Below are 15,090 nucleotides of genomic sequence, written 5' to 3'. Positions count from 1 at the left end.
TGTCGTCTTGAAGGATGTGTGTGCTGCAGCGCCCACATCCTTCGATACGGCACACATTCATGCGCTGGCAGGTTCGACGATCAGCGCCAACTTCACCAGCCAGCGTCGAATCAGCGCTGCCACTCTCCCTGCGCGAAGGTCGTCCCAGGTCCAGCGCACGACCATGATGCCCATCGCGCGGAGTTCGTCTTCCCGACGCTTCTCGCGCACCACGACCTCGGTGGCGTCCTCCCCAGGTTTGAGGAGCTTCGCGTACTTCACCTTGCCGTCGAACTCTCCGACGAGCCTCCCGCCCCAGTCGAAATCAGTACGCGCCACGTGCTCGCCGTCGACGTCGCGGAACGTGTGCTGCAGCCTCGCCGCGGGCAGACCCGCCTCGATCATCTGCGCCCTACTCCACGACTCGCCCGGATTCTCCGACCGCCCGTCGGCGTGATGCAGCGCTCGGCGCGCCAGACCCACACCGCGACGCTTGCCGGCGAGCATCTTCGTCATGACGTCGCGGTCGGCACCGAGCCGCAGAGCCGAATCAACAACGGCGAGCGCCTGGGCGAACGTCTGTGCCCCGCAGGCAATGTCGACGGCCGTTCGTTCGATCGAGGTGATCAGCACGCCGTCGACCTCGACGAGTTCGTCGTCAGACAGTGCCGCGACATGGCGGTGATGGGTCGCGGTTCGAAATCCCGCACCACTCACCGTCGTCGAATGGACGCGCGTCAGCGTCGGCGAGAGCATCTCGAGGCCATGCACCGCCGCGGCACTCTGATGACTCAGCGCAGCGCGAGCCTTCGGCCCCGACTCCTCCACTCCTGATACCGCTGCGCCCGACTCCTCCACTTCAGGCTTCCCGGCGCCCGACTCGACAGCGCCCGACTCGCCCGGCCCGAGATCCCCTGCGCCCACGCCATCACCCCTCACGGCTCGCCCGGACGCGAGCGCGACGAGCCGGTGGCGTTCGAGCCGAGTCCGCTCGGCGCGGACGACGAAGACCCCGCGATGGACACGCTCGATCTCCCGTCGACGCAGCGACGCGCGCAGGTCGTTGTCGGTGTATCCGGCGGCAAGAACCGCGTTCCGATGGATGAGCCCGAACCGGTCGGCTGGATAACAAGCAGCGGCATAGCGGGCAGCAGAGTCGGGTTCAGTAGCGGGTGAGTGCATGACATATCCGACGCACCCCCGACCCGCCAGGTTCCACATCCGCCGAGATACGCCTCTGGCCGCGGTAAATGTGTGTCGAACGTGAAGATGTGGGTGCTGCAGCACCCACATCCTTCGATCCAACACACATTTACAACCAGGCCCGACGTCGGGCGCGCCGCGCCCAGCCGCGGCCGACCGCCGCGCACGACGCCCCGCCCGCGCCTAACGTTCCGCCGCGGCGCACGGCCAAGCCCCGCTCACCGGCCCACCGCCCCGCGCCATCGACGCCCCGCGCCATCGACGCCCCGCCCCCATCGCATAACCGCTGCGCGATCGTGAATATGTGCCCCGTCTCACAGTGAGACGGTTGTGATGCACCTCACGCGGTTGTATCGAAAGCGCTCCAGTCCAGCCAGGTCGGCACAGCGCCGGCCCATACGAGGAGGCGCACATTGAGCAGGCAGAGCTTGACCAAAGCCCATGCGAAGATCACCGAGTTGTCGTGGGAGCCCACCTTCGCCACCCCCGCCACTCGGTTCGGTACCGATTACACGTTCGAGAAGGCCCCCAAAAAGGATCCGCTCAAGCAGATCATGCGGTCGTACTTCCCGATGGAGGAGGAGAAGGACAACCGCGTCTACGGTGCCATGGACGGCGCCATTCGCGGCAACATGTTCCGGCAGGTCCAGGAACGTTGGCTCGAATGGCAGAAGCTGTTCCTGTCGATCATCCCCTTCCCTGAGATCTCCGCCGCACGCGCGATGCCGATGGCCATCGACGCCGTCCCGAACCCGGAGATCCACAACGGACTCGCGGTGCAGATGATCGACGAGGTTCGTCATTCGACGATCCAGATGAACCTCAAGAAGCTGTACATGAACAACTACATCGACCCGGCCGGCTTCGACATCACCGAGAAGGCATTCGCGAACAACTACGCGGGCACCATCGGCAGGCAATTCGGTGAGGGTTTCATCACCGGTGACGCCATCACCGCGGCAAATATCTATCTGACGGTCGTCGCCGAGACCGCGTTCACCAACACCCTGTTCGTGGCAATGCCCGACGAGGCGGCCGCCAACGGCGACTACCTGCTTCCGACGGTCTTCCACTCCGTGCAGTCCGACGAGTCGCGCCACATCTCCAACGGCTACTCGATTCTGCTGATGGCGCTGGCCGACGAACGCAATCGTCCACTGCTGGAACGGGATCTGCGCTACGCATGGTGGAACAACCACTGCGTCGTCGACGCCGCGATCGGCACCTTCATCGAGTACGGAACCAAGGACCGCCGCAAGGATCGCGAGTCCTACGCCGAGATGTGGCGTCGCTGGATCTACGACGACTACTACCGCAGTTACCTTCTGCCGCTGGAGAAGTACGGTCTGACGATTCCGCACGATCTGGTCGAGGAGGCGTGGAACCGCATCGTCGACAAGCACTACGTGCACGAGGTCGCCCGCTTCTTCGCCACCGGCTGGCCGGTCAACTACTGGCGCATCGACGCCATGACCGACACCGACTTCGAATGGTTCGAGGAGAAGTATCCCGGTTGGTACAACAAGTTCGGGAAGTGGTGGGAGAACTACAACCGCCTCGCCTACCCCGGCAAGAACAAGCCGATCGCCTTCGAGGACGTCGACTACGAGTACCCACACCGGTGCTGGACGTGCATGGTGCCGTGCCTGATCCGCGAGGACATGGTGACCGACAAGGTCGACGGCCAGTGGCGCACCTACTGCTCGGAGACCTGTGCCTGGACCGACAAGGTGGCCTTCCGTCCCGAGTACGAAGGACGCCCGACCCCGAACATGGGGCGCCTCACCGGTTTCCGTGAATGGGAGACGCTGCACCACGGCAAGGATCTCGCCGACATCATCAAGGATCTCGGCTACGTCCGCGACGACGGCAAGACGCTCATCCCGCAGCCGCATCTCGATCTCGATCCCAAGAAGATGTGGACGCTCGACGATGTGCGCGGCATCCCGTTCGGCAGCCCGAATGTGGCGCTGAACGAAATGAGCGACGAGGAACGCGAAGCTCATATTGCCGCCTACATGGCCAACAAGAACGGGGCCGTCACGGCCTGATCCGCGACGGACGCACTCGCCGCGCCGGTCGAGCAAGCCCGAGCTTCGCCCGGCTCGGCGAGTCACCCCGAGCCCCGGGGTAAGGGCGTATCGAGACCAACTCCGCAAGCGTGGTCTCGATACGCCCCCGGCTTCGCTCATGGCCACCCGACCAGCGCGGACATCCCCATAAAGCCCAGGAGACTTCATGGCCGACACGCATCACATCAGCTTCGAACCCGTCGACATCGAGATGGAGGTAGCCGAGGACGAGACCATCCTCGACGCCGCATTCCGGCAGGGAATCCACCTCATGCACGGCTGCCGGGAAGGCCGTTGTTCGGCCTGCAAGTCGTACATGCTCGACGGCGACGTCCAAATGGACGACTACTCCACCTTCGCCTGCAACGACGCAGAAGAAGCCGAAGGGTACGTACTCCTTTGTCGCACATACGCATACAGCGATTGCGAGATCGAGCTCCTCAACTTCGACGAGGACGAACTGCTCGGCGGCGCGCCCATCCAGGACGTCACCACGAAGGTCGCCGCCATCGAGCCGATGACCCGCGACATCGTGTCGCTGAAACTCGACGTCGTCGAACCGGAGACCGTCGAATTCAGGTCGGGTCAGTATTTCGACCTGTTCATCCCGGGCACCGACGAGAAGCGGTCGTTCTCCATCGCCACCACTCCGGCGACTCCGGATCGGCTTGAGTTCCTGATCAAGAAGTATCCCGGTGGTCTGTTCGCCGGCATGCTCACCGACGGACTGTCGGTGGGGCAAGAGATCAAGGTCAACGGGCCGTACGGATCGTGCACTCTGCGCAACGGTCACGTCCTGCCGATCGTCGCGATCGGCGGCGGCGCGGGAATGGCGCCACTGCTCTCGCTGCTCCGACACATCAGCGAGACAGGACTCAACCGACCGGTTCGGTTCTACTACGGCGCGCGCACCGCGTCGGATCTCTTCCTTCTCGACGAAATCGCCACTCTCGGTGAGAAAATCGACGATTTCTCGTTCACTGCATGTCTGTCGGAGAGCACCGACGACGCACCCGACGGCGTCACCGTCATCGGCGGGAACGTCACCGACATCGTCAACGACAACGAAGCGGACCTCGCCCGAACGGAGGTGTATTTCTGCGGTCCCCCACCCATGGTCGATGCAGCTCTCGCGCTTGCCGAGCAGCATTCGGTTCCCCGCGACCAGATCTTCTACGACAAGTTCACCAGCCCGGCATTCGACTCCTGATCACGACCACCGCGGTCGAGTCAGCCTGAACGACAGGAACGAAAGGTATGTCCGCACCAGCTCAATCGAGGGAACGCAGTTTCCCGTCCATCGAATTCACCGACGCCGAGGCCGGCGCAAGGGAATTCCCGAGCAGCCGCAGCCGCAAGTACAACTACTATCAGCCGTCCAAGAAGCGGGCCACGATCTATGAGGACGTCACCGTCGACGTCCAGCCCGACCCTGAACGTCACCTCACCCAGGGATGGATCTACGGCTTCGGCGACGGCCCGGGCGGGTATCCGAAGGAGTGGACCGCCGCGCAATCGGACAACTGGCATCAGTTCCTCGATCCCAACGAGGAATGGGAACAGTCGATCTACCGCAACAACTCCGCGGTCGTCCATCAGGTTGACCTGTGCCTGCAGAACGCCAAGCGTGCACGGGCCTATGACGGGTGGAATTCCGCGTGGCTCAAGTTCATCGAGCGCAACCTCGGCGCCTGGATGCATGCCGAGAGCGGCATGGGTCTGCATGTGTTCACCTCGATTCAGCGGTCGGCACCGACGAACATGATCAACAACGCGGTCTGCGTCAACGCCGCGCACAAGCTGCGCTTCGCGCAGGATCTCGCCCTGTTCAACCTCGACCTCTCCGAAGCCGAGGAAGCGTTCGACGGCTCGGCGCACAAGGAGGTCTGGCAATCGGCCCCCGAGTGGCAGCCCACGCGCGAGGCGGTGGAGCGACTGACGGCGATCGGTGATTGGGCCGAACTGCTGTTCTGCTCCAATATCGTCTTCGAGCAACTGGTGGGCTCACTGTTCCGATCGGAGCTCGTCATGCAGGTTGCCGCCCGCAACGGCGACTACATCACACCCACGATCGTCGGCACCGGAGAGTACGACTACGACCGCGACCTGAACTACTCGCGCGCACTGTTCCAGATGCTCTCGCGTGACGAGAAGTACGGCATCGACAATCGAAAGCTCTTCTCGCGGTGGATGTCTGAATGGGTACCGCGAAGCCTCGACGCAGCCCGCGCCCTGCAGCCGATCTGGTCGCAGCCGGCCGACAAGTCGGTCACCTTCTCATCCAGTCTCGAACACGCGAAGACCAAGTTCGCCGACGTTCTGACCGCCATGGACGTCGATATTCCAGAGGAGCTGAACAAGTGAGCACCATGCAATTCGGGGCCGATACCGAGTTCTCCAACATGTGCGGTGTCACGCTCATGAATACGCCGATCGGTCGCATCGTCGCCGACGTCATGGGAGCCAAGGACGGCGTCGAACTCACCGAGTACCCGTCGATGATCCGTGTCGACGGCGTCAACCGCCTCATATTCGACTACGACGAACTGACCGATGCCCTCGGCCAGGACTTCGACGGGTCGATCTTCGAGGAGATCAGCTCCACGCACTACGGGCGGATGGTTCACCTCGACGACAAGACCATCCTGTTCGCCAGCCCGGAGGACGCCGCCGAGTTCATCGGATTCGACCTCACCGCGTCGTCGTAACACTTCGCCGCAGGCGCCGAGGATCGTCCACCCGGCGCCTGCGGCGAGTCCATTGCGGCTCACTTCTGTTGCCGTACAGCCGCTTTCCTCTACTCCATCCAGCCCGGTCACACGACAGCCCGATCAATTACGACAGCCCAGATCTCAGAGAGCGAGTGAGAAGATGTACGAGAAGAATGGCGAGAAATACTTCATCGTCGACGCCCACGTCCACCTGTGGGACGGCCGCGAATCCAATCAGCGCAACATTCACGGCAAACAGTTCATCGACTGCTTCTACGACTATCACCGCAACCTGAGTCCCGAGGAGCAGGTGTGGGACTACGACACCTACTGCTACTACGGCGCGGACCGTCTGATGCAGGATCTCTTCGTCGACGGTCCCGCCGATCACGCGATCTTCCAGGCCACGATCCTCAAGGACTTCTACGTCAACGGCTTCGCCCAGGTCGACGACTCACTCAAGCTTGCGCAGGACAACCCCGACAAGCTCACCTACAACCACGCCTACGACCCGCGCGACGGCGAAGACGGTCTGGTCCAGCTCCGACGCGATGCCGAGGCGATGGACCTCAAGGGCGTCAAGCTGTATACCGCTGAATGGCATGGGGATTCACGCGGATACAAGCTCGACGACCCGTGGTCGAGGCGCTATCTGGAGGAGTGCCTGAACCTGGGCATCAAGAACGTCCACGTCCACAAGGGCCCGACGATCCGCCCGCTCGACCGAGACGCCTTCGACGTCGCAGATGTCGACAAGGTCGCGACCGACTACCTCGATCTGAACTTCATCATCGAACACGTCGGGCTTCCTCGTCTCGAGGACTTCTGCTGGATCGCCACGCAGGAGTCCAACGTGTACGGCGGTCTCGCCGTTGCCATTCCGTTCATTCACACGCGCCCGAGGTACTTTGCGCAGATCATCGGCGAGCTCCTCTACTGGATCGGTGAGGACAAGATTCTGTTCTCCAGCGACTACGCACTCTGGACACCGCAGTGGCTCGTCGAACGCTTCGTCGACTTCCAGATTCCCGAGGACATGACGGAGTACGCGCCGATCACCGTCGAGCAGAAGAAGAAGATCCTCGGACTCAATGCCGCGGCACTGTACCCGCACATCTCGGTTCCAGAGGAACTGCGAATTCCCACCGACGCGGCCGATCCGGGTGTCGACGTCGCTGCAGGCGCCCAGGACACGCCGGCCGCGGAGGCGGCAACCGCATGACCGCGCTCGCACATCGCGGGCAGACGCACACATCGGGTATCCAGTTGTCGGACAACGTCATCGCAGCTCTCGATACCGTTGCCGATCCCGAGTTGGATCTGCCCATCACAGAACTGGGGTTCGTGCGCTCGATCAGCCTCGACGACGAGGGTGTCACCGTGCATCTGCGACTACCCACGTCGTTCTGTTCGCCGAACTTCGCTTACCTCATGGCATCTGACGCGCTCGATGCGCTGGAAGCGATCGACGACATCGGACGGGTCCGCGTGATGCTCGACGATCACCACGACTCGGACAAGATCAACGCGGGTCTGGCGGCACACGCGGGATACAAGGGCACCTTTGGTGTCGAGGCGGAGCAGGATCTCGAGGAACTTCGGCTCACCTTCTTCCGCAAGGCGCACACCGCTGCCATGGAACGTGCTGTGACCCCGCTGATCTCGTCGGGCGTCGTCGACGTCGAGGGCTGCACGCATCTGCTGCTGCGCGACATCCCTGACGGACCGGAGAAGTACGCACTCTTGCGCAGGCGAGTACAGATCGGACTCGGTGTCTGCCCCAACTGTCGGGCCGTCGTCGACGAGGACGGGCGGAGTTTGAGTGCCGACGAGGTTCCGATGCGCATGCGGTTCGCGCGATCGGTGCGAATCTCTATGGAGGGCAACGCACATTTCTGCCGCGGGTTGCTCGCGACCCGCTACGCCGACGACGACGAATGCGACGGGACAAGCGGCCCGGTCATCACCGACCTGCGCCACCACACGTTCGACGCATCACGTACAGCAACCACTACTGGGAGGTCATCATGAGAGCCGTACAGGTTGTCGGCTACCACGACAAGCTGCAACTCACCGAGGTGCCCGATCCGGTGGTGACCGGTCCACTCGACGTGATCGTGCGGATCGGTGGCGCTGGCGTGTGCCGCACCGATCTACACATCCTCGAGGGACAGTGGGCCGAGAAGAGCGGCGTCGAACTGCCGTACACGATCGGGCATGAGAACGCCGGATGGGTCGAGGCGATCGGCGATGCCGTCACCAATGTGTCGGTGGGCGACAAGGTGATCCTGCACCCGCTGATCACGTGCGGCCTGTGTCGGGCCTGCCGCGCAGGCGACGACGTGCACTGCGAGAACAACAAGTTCCCCGGCATCGACACCGACGGCGGTTACGCCGACTACCTGAAGACCACTGCGCGCAGCGTCGTGAAGATCGACGATTCGCTAGAGCCTGCCGATATCGCGGCTCTCGCGGATGCCGGTTTGACGGCCTATCACGCGGCCGCCAAGGTCGCACGGATGACACGACCCGGCGACACCTGCGTCGTAATCGGCGCGGGCGGTCTGGGGCACATCGGGATTCAGGTTCTTGCCGCGATCTCCGGGGTGCGCATCGTGGTGGTCGACCGTAATCCCGATGCGGTGGCGCTTGCGGTCGAGGTCGGTGCGCACGAGGGCATCGTCGCCGACGGCGCCGGGAGCGCAGCGAGCGGGCCGGATTCACACGGCACGCAGGTCGAGAAGGTGCTTGCGCTGACCGACGGCAAGGGCGCCGAAGCCGTCCTCGACTTCGTCGGCGAGGGCGGCGCGACGACGGAGGGCATCGCGATGCTGCGCCAGGCGGGCAACTACTTCGTCGTCGGCTACGGGGAGAACATCAACATCCCGACCATCGACGTGATCTCGACCGAGATCAACTTCATCGGAAACCTCGTCGGCTCGTACAACGATCTGACCGAGCTCATGACGCTGGCGGCGGCGGGAAAGGTGAAGCTACACACCGTCACTTACCCACTGACCGAATACCAGCAGGCGCTCGACGACCTCGACGCCGGCCGGGTGCGCGGCCGCGCGATCCTCGTCCCCTGAGGTTTCGACAAGCTCAACCAGCGGGACAGCTCAACCAGGAAACCCCAACCCCCACAACCCAATCGAAAGAGGTGCCAACATGGCCAAGGAGTTGCGCTACAACGCCGAAGCGCGACTGCGGCTGGAGCGGGGCGTCAACGCCCTCGCCGACGCGGTCAAGGTGACATTGGGTCCGAAAGGACGCAATGCGGTGCTGGAGAAATTGACCGGACCGCCGACGATCACCAATGACGGAGTCACGATCGCACGCGAGATCCAGCTGCGAGATCCGTTCGCCAACATGGGTGCTCAGTTGGTCAAGGAAGTCGCCATGAAGACCAACGGCGTCGTGGGTGATGGCACCACGACGGCCACCGTGCTGGCGCAGGCCATGGTCCGCGAGGGACTGCGCGCCGTCGAGCAGGGCGCCAACCCGATGCGGGTGCGTCGCGGTATCGAGCGCGCGGTGACCGCTGTCGTCGGGTCGTTGAACGACCAGGCCGTCCAGATCGGCGGCCGCAGCGACCTGGAACGGATCGCATCACTTGCCGCAAGTGACGACGAGGTCATCGGCGACGTGATCGCGACGGCCGTCGAGCATGTCGGCAAGACCGGAGTGATCACCACCGAGGAGAGCGACACCCTCGGCCTCGCGGTCGACATCGTCGACGGCATCGAGTTCGACCACGGCTACATTTCCGGCTACATGGTCACCAATCCCGACCGCATGGAAGCCGTCCTCGAGAATCCCGTGGTCTTGTTGACCAACAAGAAGATCACGTCGGTGCAGGAGATCATGCCCGCGATCGAGGTGGCCAAGCGGGCCGATCGGCCGCTGCTCGTCCTCGCCGAGGATGTCGACGGCCCGGCGTTGCAACTGCTCGTCGGTGGCAACATGCACAAGACGATGCAGTCGGTCGTGGTGCGCGCCCCCGGTTTCGGGCATCGACGTATCGCCGAACTCGAAGATCTCGCGGTCGCACTCGGTGGCCACGTGATCGCCAAGGACACCGGCATCGAGTTGTCCGAGGTGTCGATCGACCATCTCGGGACCTGCGACCGGGTGACGGTCACCGAAAACGAGACGACGATCGTCGGCGCCCACGGCGACCAGGCTGCCGTCGACGCCCGCGTGTCACATCTGGAAGCGCAGCTCCAGCGGGCCCGTATCGACGCAGATCGCGACGGTCTCGAGCTCCGCATCGCCCGATTGACCGGACGCGTGGCCGTGATCAGGGTCGGTGGCGTGACGAGCGTCGAACTCAAGGAACGCATGCTTCGCGTCGAAGACGCGTTGGCGGCGACACGCGCAGCGGTCGAGGCGGGGATCGTCTCCGGCGGCGGTACCGCTTTGGCACAGGCGCATCGCGCGCTCGAACCGCTCGAGGCGACCGGCGACGACGCCGTCGGCATCGACGTCGTGCGACGGTCCCTTGCCGAACCGGTGCGCTGGATCGCCACCAATGCGGGCTACGACGGCGACGAGGTCGTGAAGGTTGTGACGGGATTACCCCTCGGGCACGGCTTCAACGCGCTCACCGGCGAGTACGCGGACATGTTCGACGAGGGCGTCATCGATCCGTGCAAGGTGACCCGCGCCGCACTGGAGAGTGCGGCATCCATCGCCGCACTGTTGATCACCACGGAGACCGCGGTGGTCGAGGAGGTCATGGGCAATCCCGGCGCGATCCCCGCACCCGGATTCGGCGACCTGGCGGAAGGAATGGTACGTCCGTCCAACATCTACTGACCGTAAGGCTCTCCCCTGACCGGGAGGCACCGAACCGTCGGTAGTCCCCGAACTGGGCCGGTCGCGATCTGAACAAACCGTTCACGGCGTTGATCGCGGCCGGCCCTTCCCCCGTCGCACACGTGCGTGCTCTGCTGCGAACTCATTCGCTCGGGACCATGTGTCGGCTACACTCGAAAGTGAGATATAGATCACAGAGGGGTACTTGCCACGTGATATCCCGGCCGCCAGCCCAGGCTCCGACATCACGACTCGTCGCTCGCGCCCGCGAGCGATTCTTGAGCGACGACGACGTCGATGTCGATGTCCGCGACGCGATCTTCACGTCGTGGCGGCGTTCCCGCGCGCTCAACGTCGATGCCGACCGACTCGAACTCCCCTTCGTTCGTGAACCGAATCCCGAGACGCCGCTGATCGCCGCAGCCCGGCCGGTGATCGACCAACTCGCCAACGACCTCGTCGCCGAACCGATCAGCATCATCCTCACCTCGCCCGACGGCGTCGTACTCTCGCGTGCCACAGCCAATCGCAGCCTGCAACGGATGCTCGACGACGTCAGCCTTGCCCCCGGCTACAGCTACAGCGAAGAACACGCGGGAACCAACGGAATCGGCACAGCCCTCGAGACCCGGCAACCGACGTTGGTGAGTGGCTCGGAACACTACGCAGGCTGCCTCGGCCGACTCTCCTGCGCCGGAGTTCCCATCCTCAACCCCATCTCCGGAGCCATCGTCGGCGCGCTCGACCTCACCTGCCTGACCGAGCAGGAGCACCCGTCGACGCTGCTCCTCTCACTGGCGAAGTCGGCGACGTCACAGATCGTGCAGCGCATGGTCTCGCAGGCCAGCGAGCGCGAATCCCGACTTCTCAACGCCTATCTCGCGACGTGTCGTCGAGCTCCGCAGGCGATGGTGATCGGGCTGTCCGGCGACGTCGTGTTGATGAACCGCCGACTGCGCCACAGCATGAATCCCTCCGACCAGACCGCACTCCTCGAACTGGCCGTCGACCATTCCGTCGACGGCCATTCGCTCGACGCCGCCGTTCCCCGAGTCAGCGCGTTGCCCAGCGGGATAGTCGCACGGTTGTCACCTGTCGACGAACACTGCGACTCCGATATCGCCGTCTTCCGAGTTCACCTCGTGGACAGCAGCCCCACCCGACACACACGCGTCACCCGGCCGTCCACCACTGCCCTTCCACGACTCGTCGGCCGCAGTTCGTCGTGGCGTCAGTGCTGCGACAACGTCGCCGGGCACGTTCGGGCCGGACGCTGGATCGCGGTCTCGGGCGAATCGGGCACCGGTCGGACCGCCGTACTCCGGGCCGCGGCCGAACAGTTCCTACCCGGCACGACACGCGTGTTCAACGCCGACGACTTCGAGTCGCCGGAGACGTTCGATGCACTCGAAGCCGAACTCTCGGGCGACGGCTTCGGGGTCATCATTCGCGGTCTCGACCAACTCGACGACGACACCGTGAACGCGATCTCCGATCTGCTTCCGGGACGCGAGCACGCGGGCTGGCTCGCGGTGACAACATTGCCCGACGCCGGCAACGCGGCGTCGGTGCTCCTGCCGTTCTTCGGGCACACGGTCGAACTCCCGCCGCTGCGGCATCGCATCGAAGACCTCCACGATCTGGTGCCGACACTGCTCAAACAACTGACCCGTGGACGGGAGTTGACCGTCGCTCCGGACGCGATGAACCAGCTCAGCAAGTACTCGTGGCCGGGGAACGTCGCGGAGCTGCGACAGATCCTGCGCGAGGTGGTCACTCATCAGCGCACCGGAACCATCGAAGCGGCCCAACTGCCGCCGCGCTGCCGCTCGACAAGCAGGCACACTCTGACCAGGATCGAGTCGCTCGAACGCGACGCGATCGTGCGCAGCCTCGAGGAGAACGACCACAGCAAGGCCGCAGCCGCCGCGGCCCTCGGCATCTCGCGGGCGACCATCTACCGCAAGATCCGCGAGTTCGGGATCAACACCTGACCCCGGTGCGATCAGTGCCAGTCGCTGACCGCCACATCGCGCGGTGCGGGTGTCCCCTTGCCGGACTCGATCAGCGCTTTGAGGCTCAACAGGAAGACCGCCCACTTGGTGCTGCAGTGATTCATGAACGGCACCTGCTCGCGCCAGCCGTCGTGACTGAACATCACGATGGCGTAGTCGCCCTCCTGGCGCAGCGACCACGTGATGGTCGTGCCAACCCACTCGTCCGGCCCCTCGACGACCCGCCATCGCACCGACTCCGACGGAACGGTCTCGAGTACCTCCATGTCGAATCCGCCGACCGGCGGGAAGCGGAATTCGAGGCGCCCGCCGGCCGTGCCGTCACCGCTCACGTCTTCTGTCCACCAGCCCGCAAGACCGTCGATCGTGGTCAGTGCGTCGTAGACGTCTGTGGTGGCGGCGCCTTCGACGCCGATCCTGTGCAGGATGCTGCCCATCATGTACTCCCTTGATCCTTCTGTTCTGAACGGTTCTGTTCTGGACGGTTCTGTTGTGAACGTTGGTGTTCTGTCTTGCTGCGGTTTCGGGCCTGCTGCAACGCCTCGGCGATGCCCTTGATGCGATGCAGCCGGGCATCCCATGCCGCGCCGACGGATTCGAGCTGCGCAGCAGCTTTCGCGAGCTGAGCCCTGTTGACGTCGTAACGTCGCTCGCGTCCCGCAGACGTCGCCTGCACGAGTCCTGCCCGGTCGAGTACGCCGAGATGCTTCGCCACTCCCTGCCTGCTGACCGGAAGCTGTTCGCTCAACGACGTCGCCGTGCCCCCGTCGCCAGCAAGAAGTAGGTCGACGATGCGGCGCCGCGTCGGATCTCCGATGGCCGACCACAGCGCGTCGTCGACGTCGCCCGTCGACGCTTTGCCCTGCGTCACGACGCTGCTTCCATTCCGGCAACGTAGGTCACCAGTCGGGGCAGGAAGAAGTTCCAGCCGTCGACGTGTTCGCGGAACTGCCGCTCGAGTTCTGCTTCCTCCCAACCTCTTTCACGGAATCCCGTCTCGGTCATCGTCAGCGTCGTACCGCTACCCGACGCGGTGAGGGCGAAAGTGACGAGCAACGAATTGCCCGCGGCCGGGCCCTCGCCGGCCTGGTGAGTCCACCGGAACGAGAACGTGCGCGGCGGATTCGATTCGACGACGCTGAACTGCTGGACGATCTCGTCGCCCTCGGCGGTACGGAACACCAACTCGCCGGGCGATCCCGGCTCGAGTCGGTATCGCGCCTCATCTGGCCACCACTGTTCGACGTACTCGGGCGAACTCACCACGTCGAACACGATGTCGGGCTCCGCATCGATGTAGAGCTCACGCACGAGGGTCCCCACCTCTGCGTCGGTCAGCTTGTCCATGTCGCCTCCTGCAACCTCTGGTTGCGTATCAATCTACGACCCCCGCGACCCGATGCGCAACCATTAGTTGCATTTGATTCGCTCTACCAATCGGAACGTGACGGTTCGAGAAGCCCGCGGAATCAGATCGAGATGCGCAGCCGCAGCCGTCTCACTGCGGCGAGACCGTACGAACGACTACCGTCAAAGAGGTGGACATCGTCGATCAGCGCGTACCCCTGTGCGTCGCTGCGCATCAGCTCGCGGCCGCGGGCACGTCGCTGAGCACCGGCGGCAACCTCTCTGTCCGCGTCGGCGATCGCGTGCTTGTGACGCCGTCGGGCGCACGCCTCGGCGCCGTCCAACCGGACCAGCTGGTCGTCGTCAACATGGACGGTTCGGTGATCGAAGAAACCCGCTACCGGCCGACGGCAGAACTCGGATTCCATCTCGACCTCTACCGGTCGACCTCCGCGTCGGCAATCGCCCACGCCCACCCGCTCGCGTCGGTCGCGGTGTCGACGATCACCGAGCTCCTCCCACCGATCCACTACGACGCCGCGATGGTCGGCGGCTCGATACGAGTCGCCCCCTACTCGGTCTTCGGCAGCCCCGAGCTGAGCGAAGGCGTGGTGGCGGCACTGTTCGAGCGCACCGCAGCCCTGATGCGCAACCACGGTTCGGTCGCCATCGGTGGCAACATCGAGACCGCGTGTGAGCACCTCGGCGTCGTCGAATGGCTCAGCGAGGTGTATCTGAAAGCCGTCAGCGCCGGGGCGCCGGCAATACTCAGCGACGACCAGCTCACCGAGGTCGTCGCCACCGCCGCCCGACGGGCCTACCAGCCCTACCCCGGTCGCGACCGCTGACAACGCGGCACGACTCTGCATCGACTGAACCGATGTAATACCCAGGATATCTCTGCTGTACAGATGCAGGCGGTCCGATGATCATTGAGTCAACGAC

At 64.2% G+C, this 15,090-nt stretch carries 14 protein-coding genes; 10 read left to right on the top strand and 4 right to left on the bottom strand.

The genetic code is table 11. The features are described 5' to 3' along the window. Positions 1–57: 57 nt before the first annotated feature. Positions 58–1,161: a hypothetical protein gene (locus tag A5777_RS08725; protein ID WP_064862356.1), complete on the bottom strand. Its 1,104-nt coding sequence runs from the start codon at positions 1,159–1,161 to the stop codon at positions 58–60. 434 nt (positions 1,162–1,595) lie between these two features. Between A5777_RS08725 and A5777_RS08720 the strand changes: the two genes are divergently transcribed. From A5777_RS08720 to A5777_RS08680, 9 genes are all read left to right on the top strand, one after another. Further along, positions 1,596–3,233 (top strand): aromatic/alkene/methane monooxygenase hydroxylase/oxygenase subunit alpha, encoded by a 1,638-nt coding sequence (locus A5777_RS08720; protein ID WP_064862355.1) that lies wholly within the window; start codon positions 1,596–1,598, stop codon positions 3,231–3,233. Positions 3,234–3,420: 187 nt separating this feature from the next. Next, positions 3,421–4,464 carry a 2Fe-2S iron-sulfur cluster-binding protein gene (locus tag A5777_RS08715; protein WP_064862354.1) on the top strand — a complete coding sequence of 348 codons (1,044 nt, stop codon included), beginning with the start codon at positions 3,421–3,423 and terminating at the stop codon, positions 4,462–4,464. Positions 4,465–4,511: 47 nt separating this feature from the next. After that, entirely contained in the window at positions 4,512–5,618 is a 1,107-nt protein-coding gene (locus A5777_RS08710; protein ID WP_064862353.1) for an aromatic/alkene monooxygenase hydroxylase subunit beta, read from the top strand. Positions 5,619–5,623: 5 nt separating this feature from the next. Then, the gene (gene mimD, locus A5777_RS08705) at positions 5,624–5,962 is read left to right on the top strand and encodes a propane 2-monooxygenase effector subunit MimD (protein WP_174273062.1); all 339 of its coding nucleotides are present in this window, start codon (positions 5,624–5,626) and stop codon (positions 5,960–5,962) included. A 163-nt stretch (positions 5,963–6,125) separates the two neighbouring features. Further along, positions 6,126–7,187 (top strand): amidohydrolase family protein, encoded by a 1,062-nt coding sequence (locus A5777_RS08700; protein ID WP_064862352.1) that lies wholly within the window; start codon positions 6,126–6,128, stop codon positions 7,185–7,187. Then, a complete protein-coding gene (locus tag A5777_RS08695) occupies positions 7,184–7,996 on the top strand; it encodes an iron-sulfur cluster assembly protein (protein ID WP_064862351.1) in 813 nt (270 codons plus the stop codon). Before A5777_RS08700 ends, A5777_RS08695 begins: the two co-directional genes overlap by 4 nt. Further along, complete coding sequence (locus A5777_RS08690) at positions 7,993–9,054, top strand: NAD(P)-dependent alcohol dehydrogenase (protein ID WP_064862350.1); 1,062 nt, start codon at positions 7,993–7,995, stop codon at positions 9,052–9,054. The genes A5777_RS08695 and A5777_RS08690 overlap by 4 nt, the downstream gene beginning before the upstream one ends. Positions 9,055–9,133: 79 nt before the next feature. Next, positions 9,134–10,783, top strand: coding sequence for a chaperonin GroEL (groL, locus tag A5777_RS08685; RefSeq protein WP_064862349.1), 1,650 nt, complete (start codon positions 9,134–9,136; stop codon positions 10,781–10,783). Between the two features lie 212 nt (positions 10,784–10,995). Then, positions 10,996–12,777, top strand: coding sequence for a sigma-54-dependent Fis family transcriptional regulator (locus A5777_RS08680; RefSeq protein WP_064862348.1), 1,782 nt, complete (start codon positions 10,996–10,998; stop codon positions 12,775–12,777). An 11-nt stretch (positions 12,778–12,788) separates the two neighbouring features. Here the strand turns inward: A5777_RS08680 and A5777_RS08675 are convergent, their stop codons facing one another. The 3 genes from A5777_RS08675 to A5777_RS08665 are packed head-to-tail and all read right to left on the bottom strand — an operon-like array spanning position 12,789 to position 14,145. Continuing rightward, positions 12,789–13,235 carry an SRPBCC family protein gene (locus A5777_RS08675; RefSeq protein ID WP_064862347.1) on the bottom strand — a complete coding sequence of 149 codons (447 nt, stop codon included), beginning with the start codon at positions 13,233–13,235 and terminating at the stop codon, positions 12,789–12,791. Continuing rightward, positions 13,235–13,669: an ArsR/SmtB family transcription factor gene (locus A5777_RS08670; protein WP_064862346.1), complete on the bottom strand. Its 435-nt coding sequence runs from the start codon at positions 13,667–13,669 to the stop codon at positions 13,235–13,237. Before A5777_RS08670 ends, A5777_RS08675 begins: the two co-directional genes overlap by 1 nt. Then, positions 13,666–14,145: an SRPBCC domain-containing protein gene (locus tag A5777_RS08665; protein ID WP_064862345.1), complete on the bottom strand. Its 480-nt coding sequence runs from the start codon at positions 14,143–14,145 to the stop codon at positions 13,666–13,668. Before A5777_RS08665 ends, A5777_RS08670 begins: the two co-directional genes overlap by 4 nt. Positions 14,146–14,336: 191 nt before the next feature. Here A5777_RS08665 and A5777_RS08660 point away from each other — a divergent pair, with 191 nt between their 5' ends. Then, entirely contained in the window at positions 14,337–14,993 is a 657-nt protein-coding gene (locus A5777_RS08660; protein WP_064862344.1) for a class II aldolase/adducin family protein, read from the top strand. The last annotated feature ends 97 nt before the right edge of the window (positions 14,994–15,090 follow it).

Origin of the sequence: Gordonia sp. 852002-10350_SCH5691597 (assembly GCF_001665715.1) — a bacterium.
In the GTDB taxonomy this organism is placed as follows: Bacteria; Actinomycetota; Actinomycetes; order Mycobacteriales; family Mycobacteriaceae; genus Gordonia; species Gordonia sputi.
Note: the sequence above shows the minus strand (reverse complement) of the source record. Positions and strands in the feature narration are given on the sequence as shown.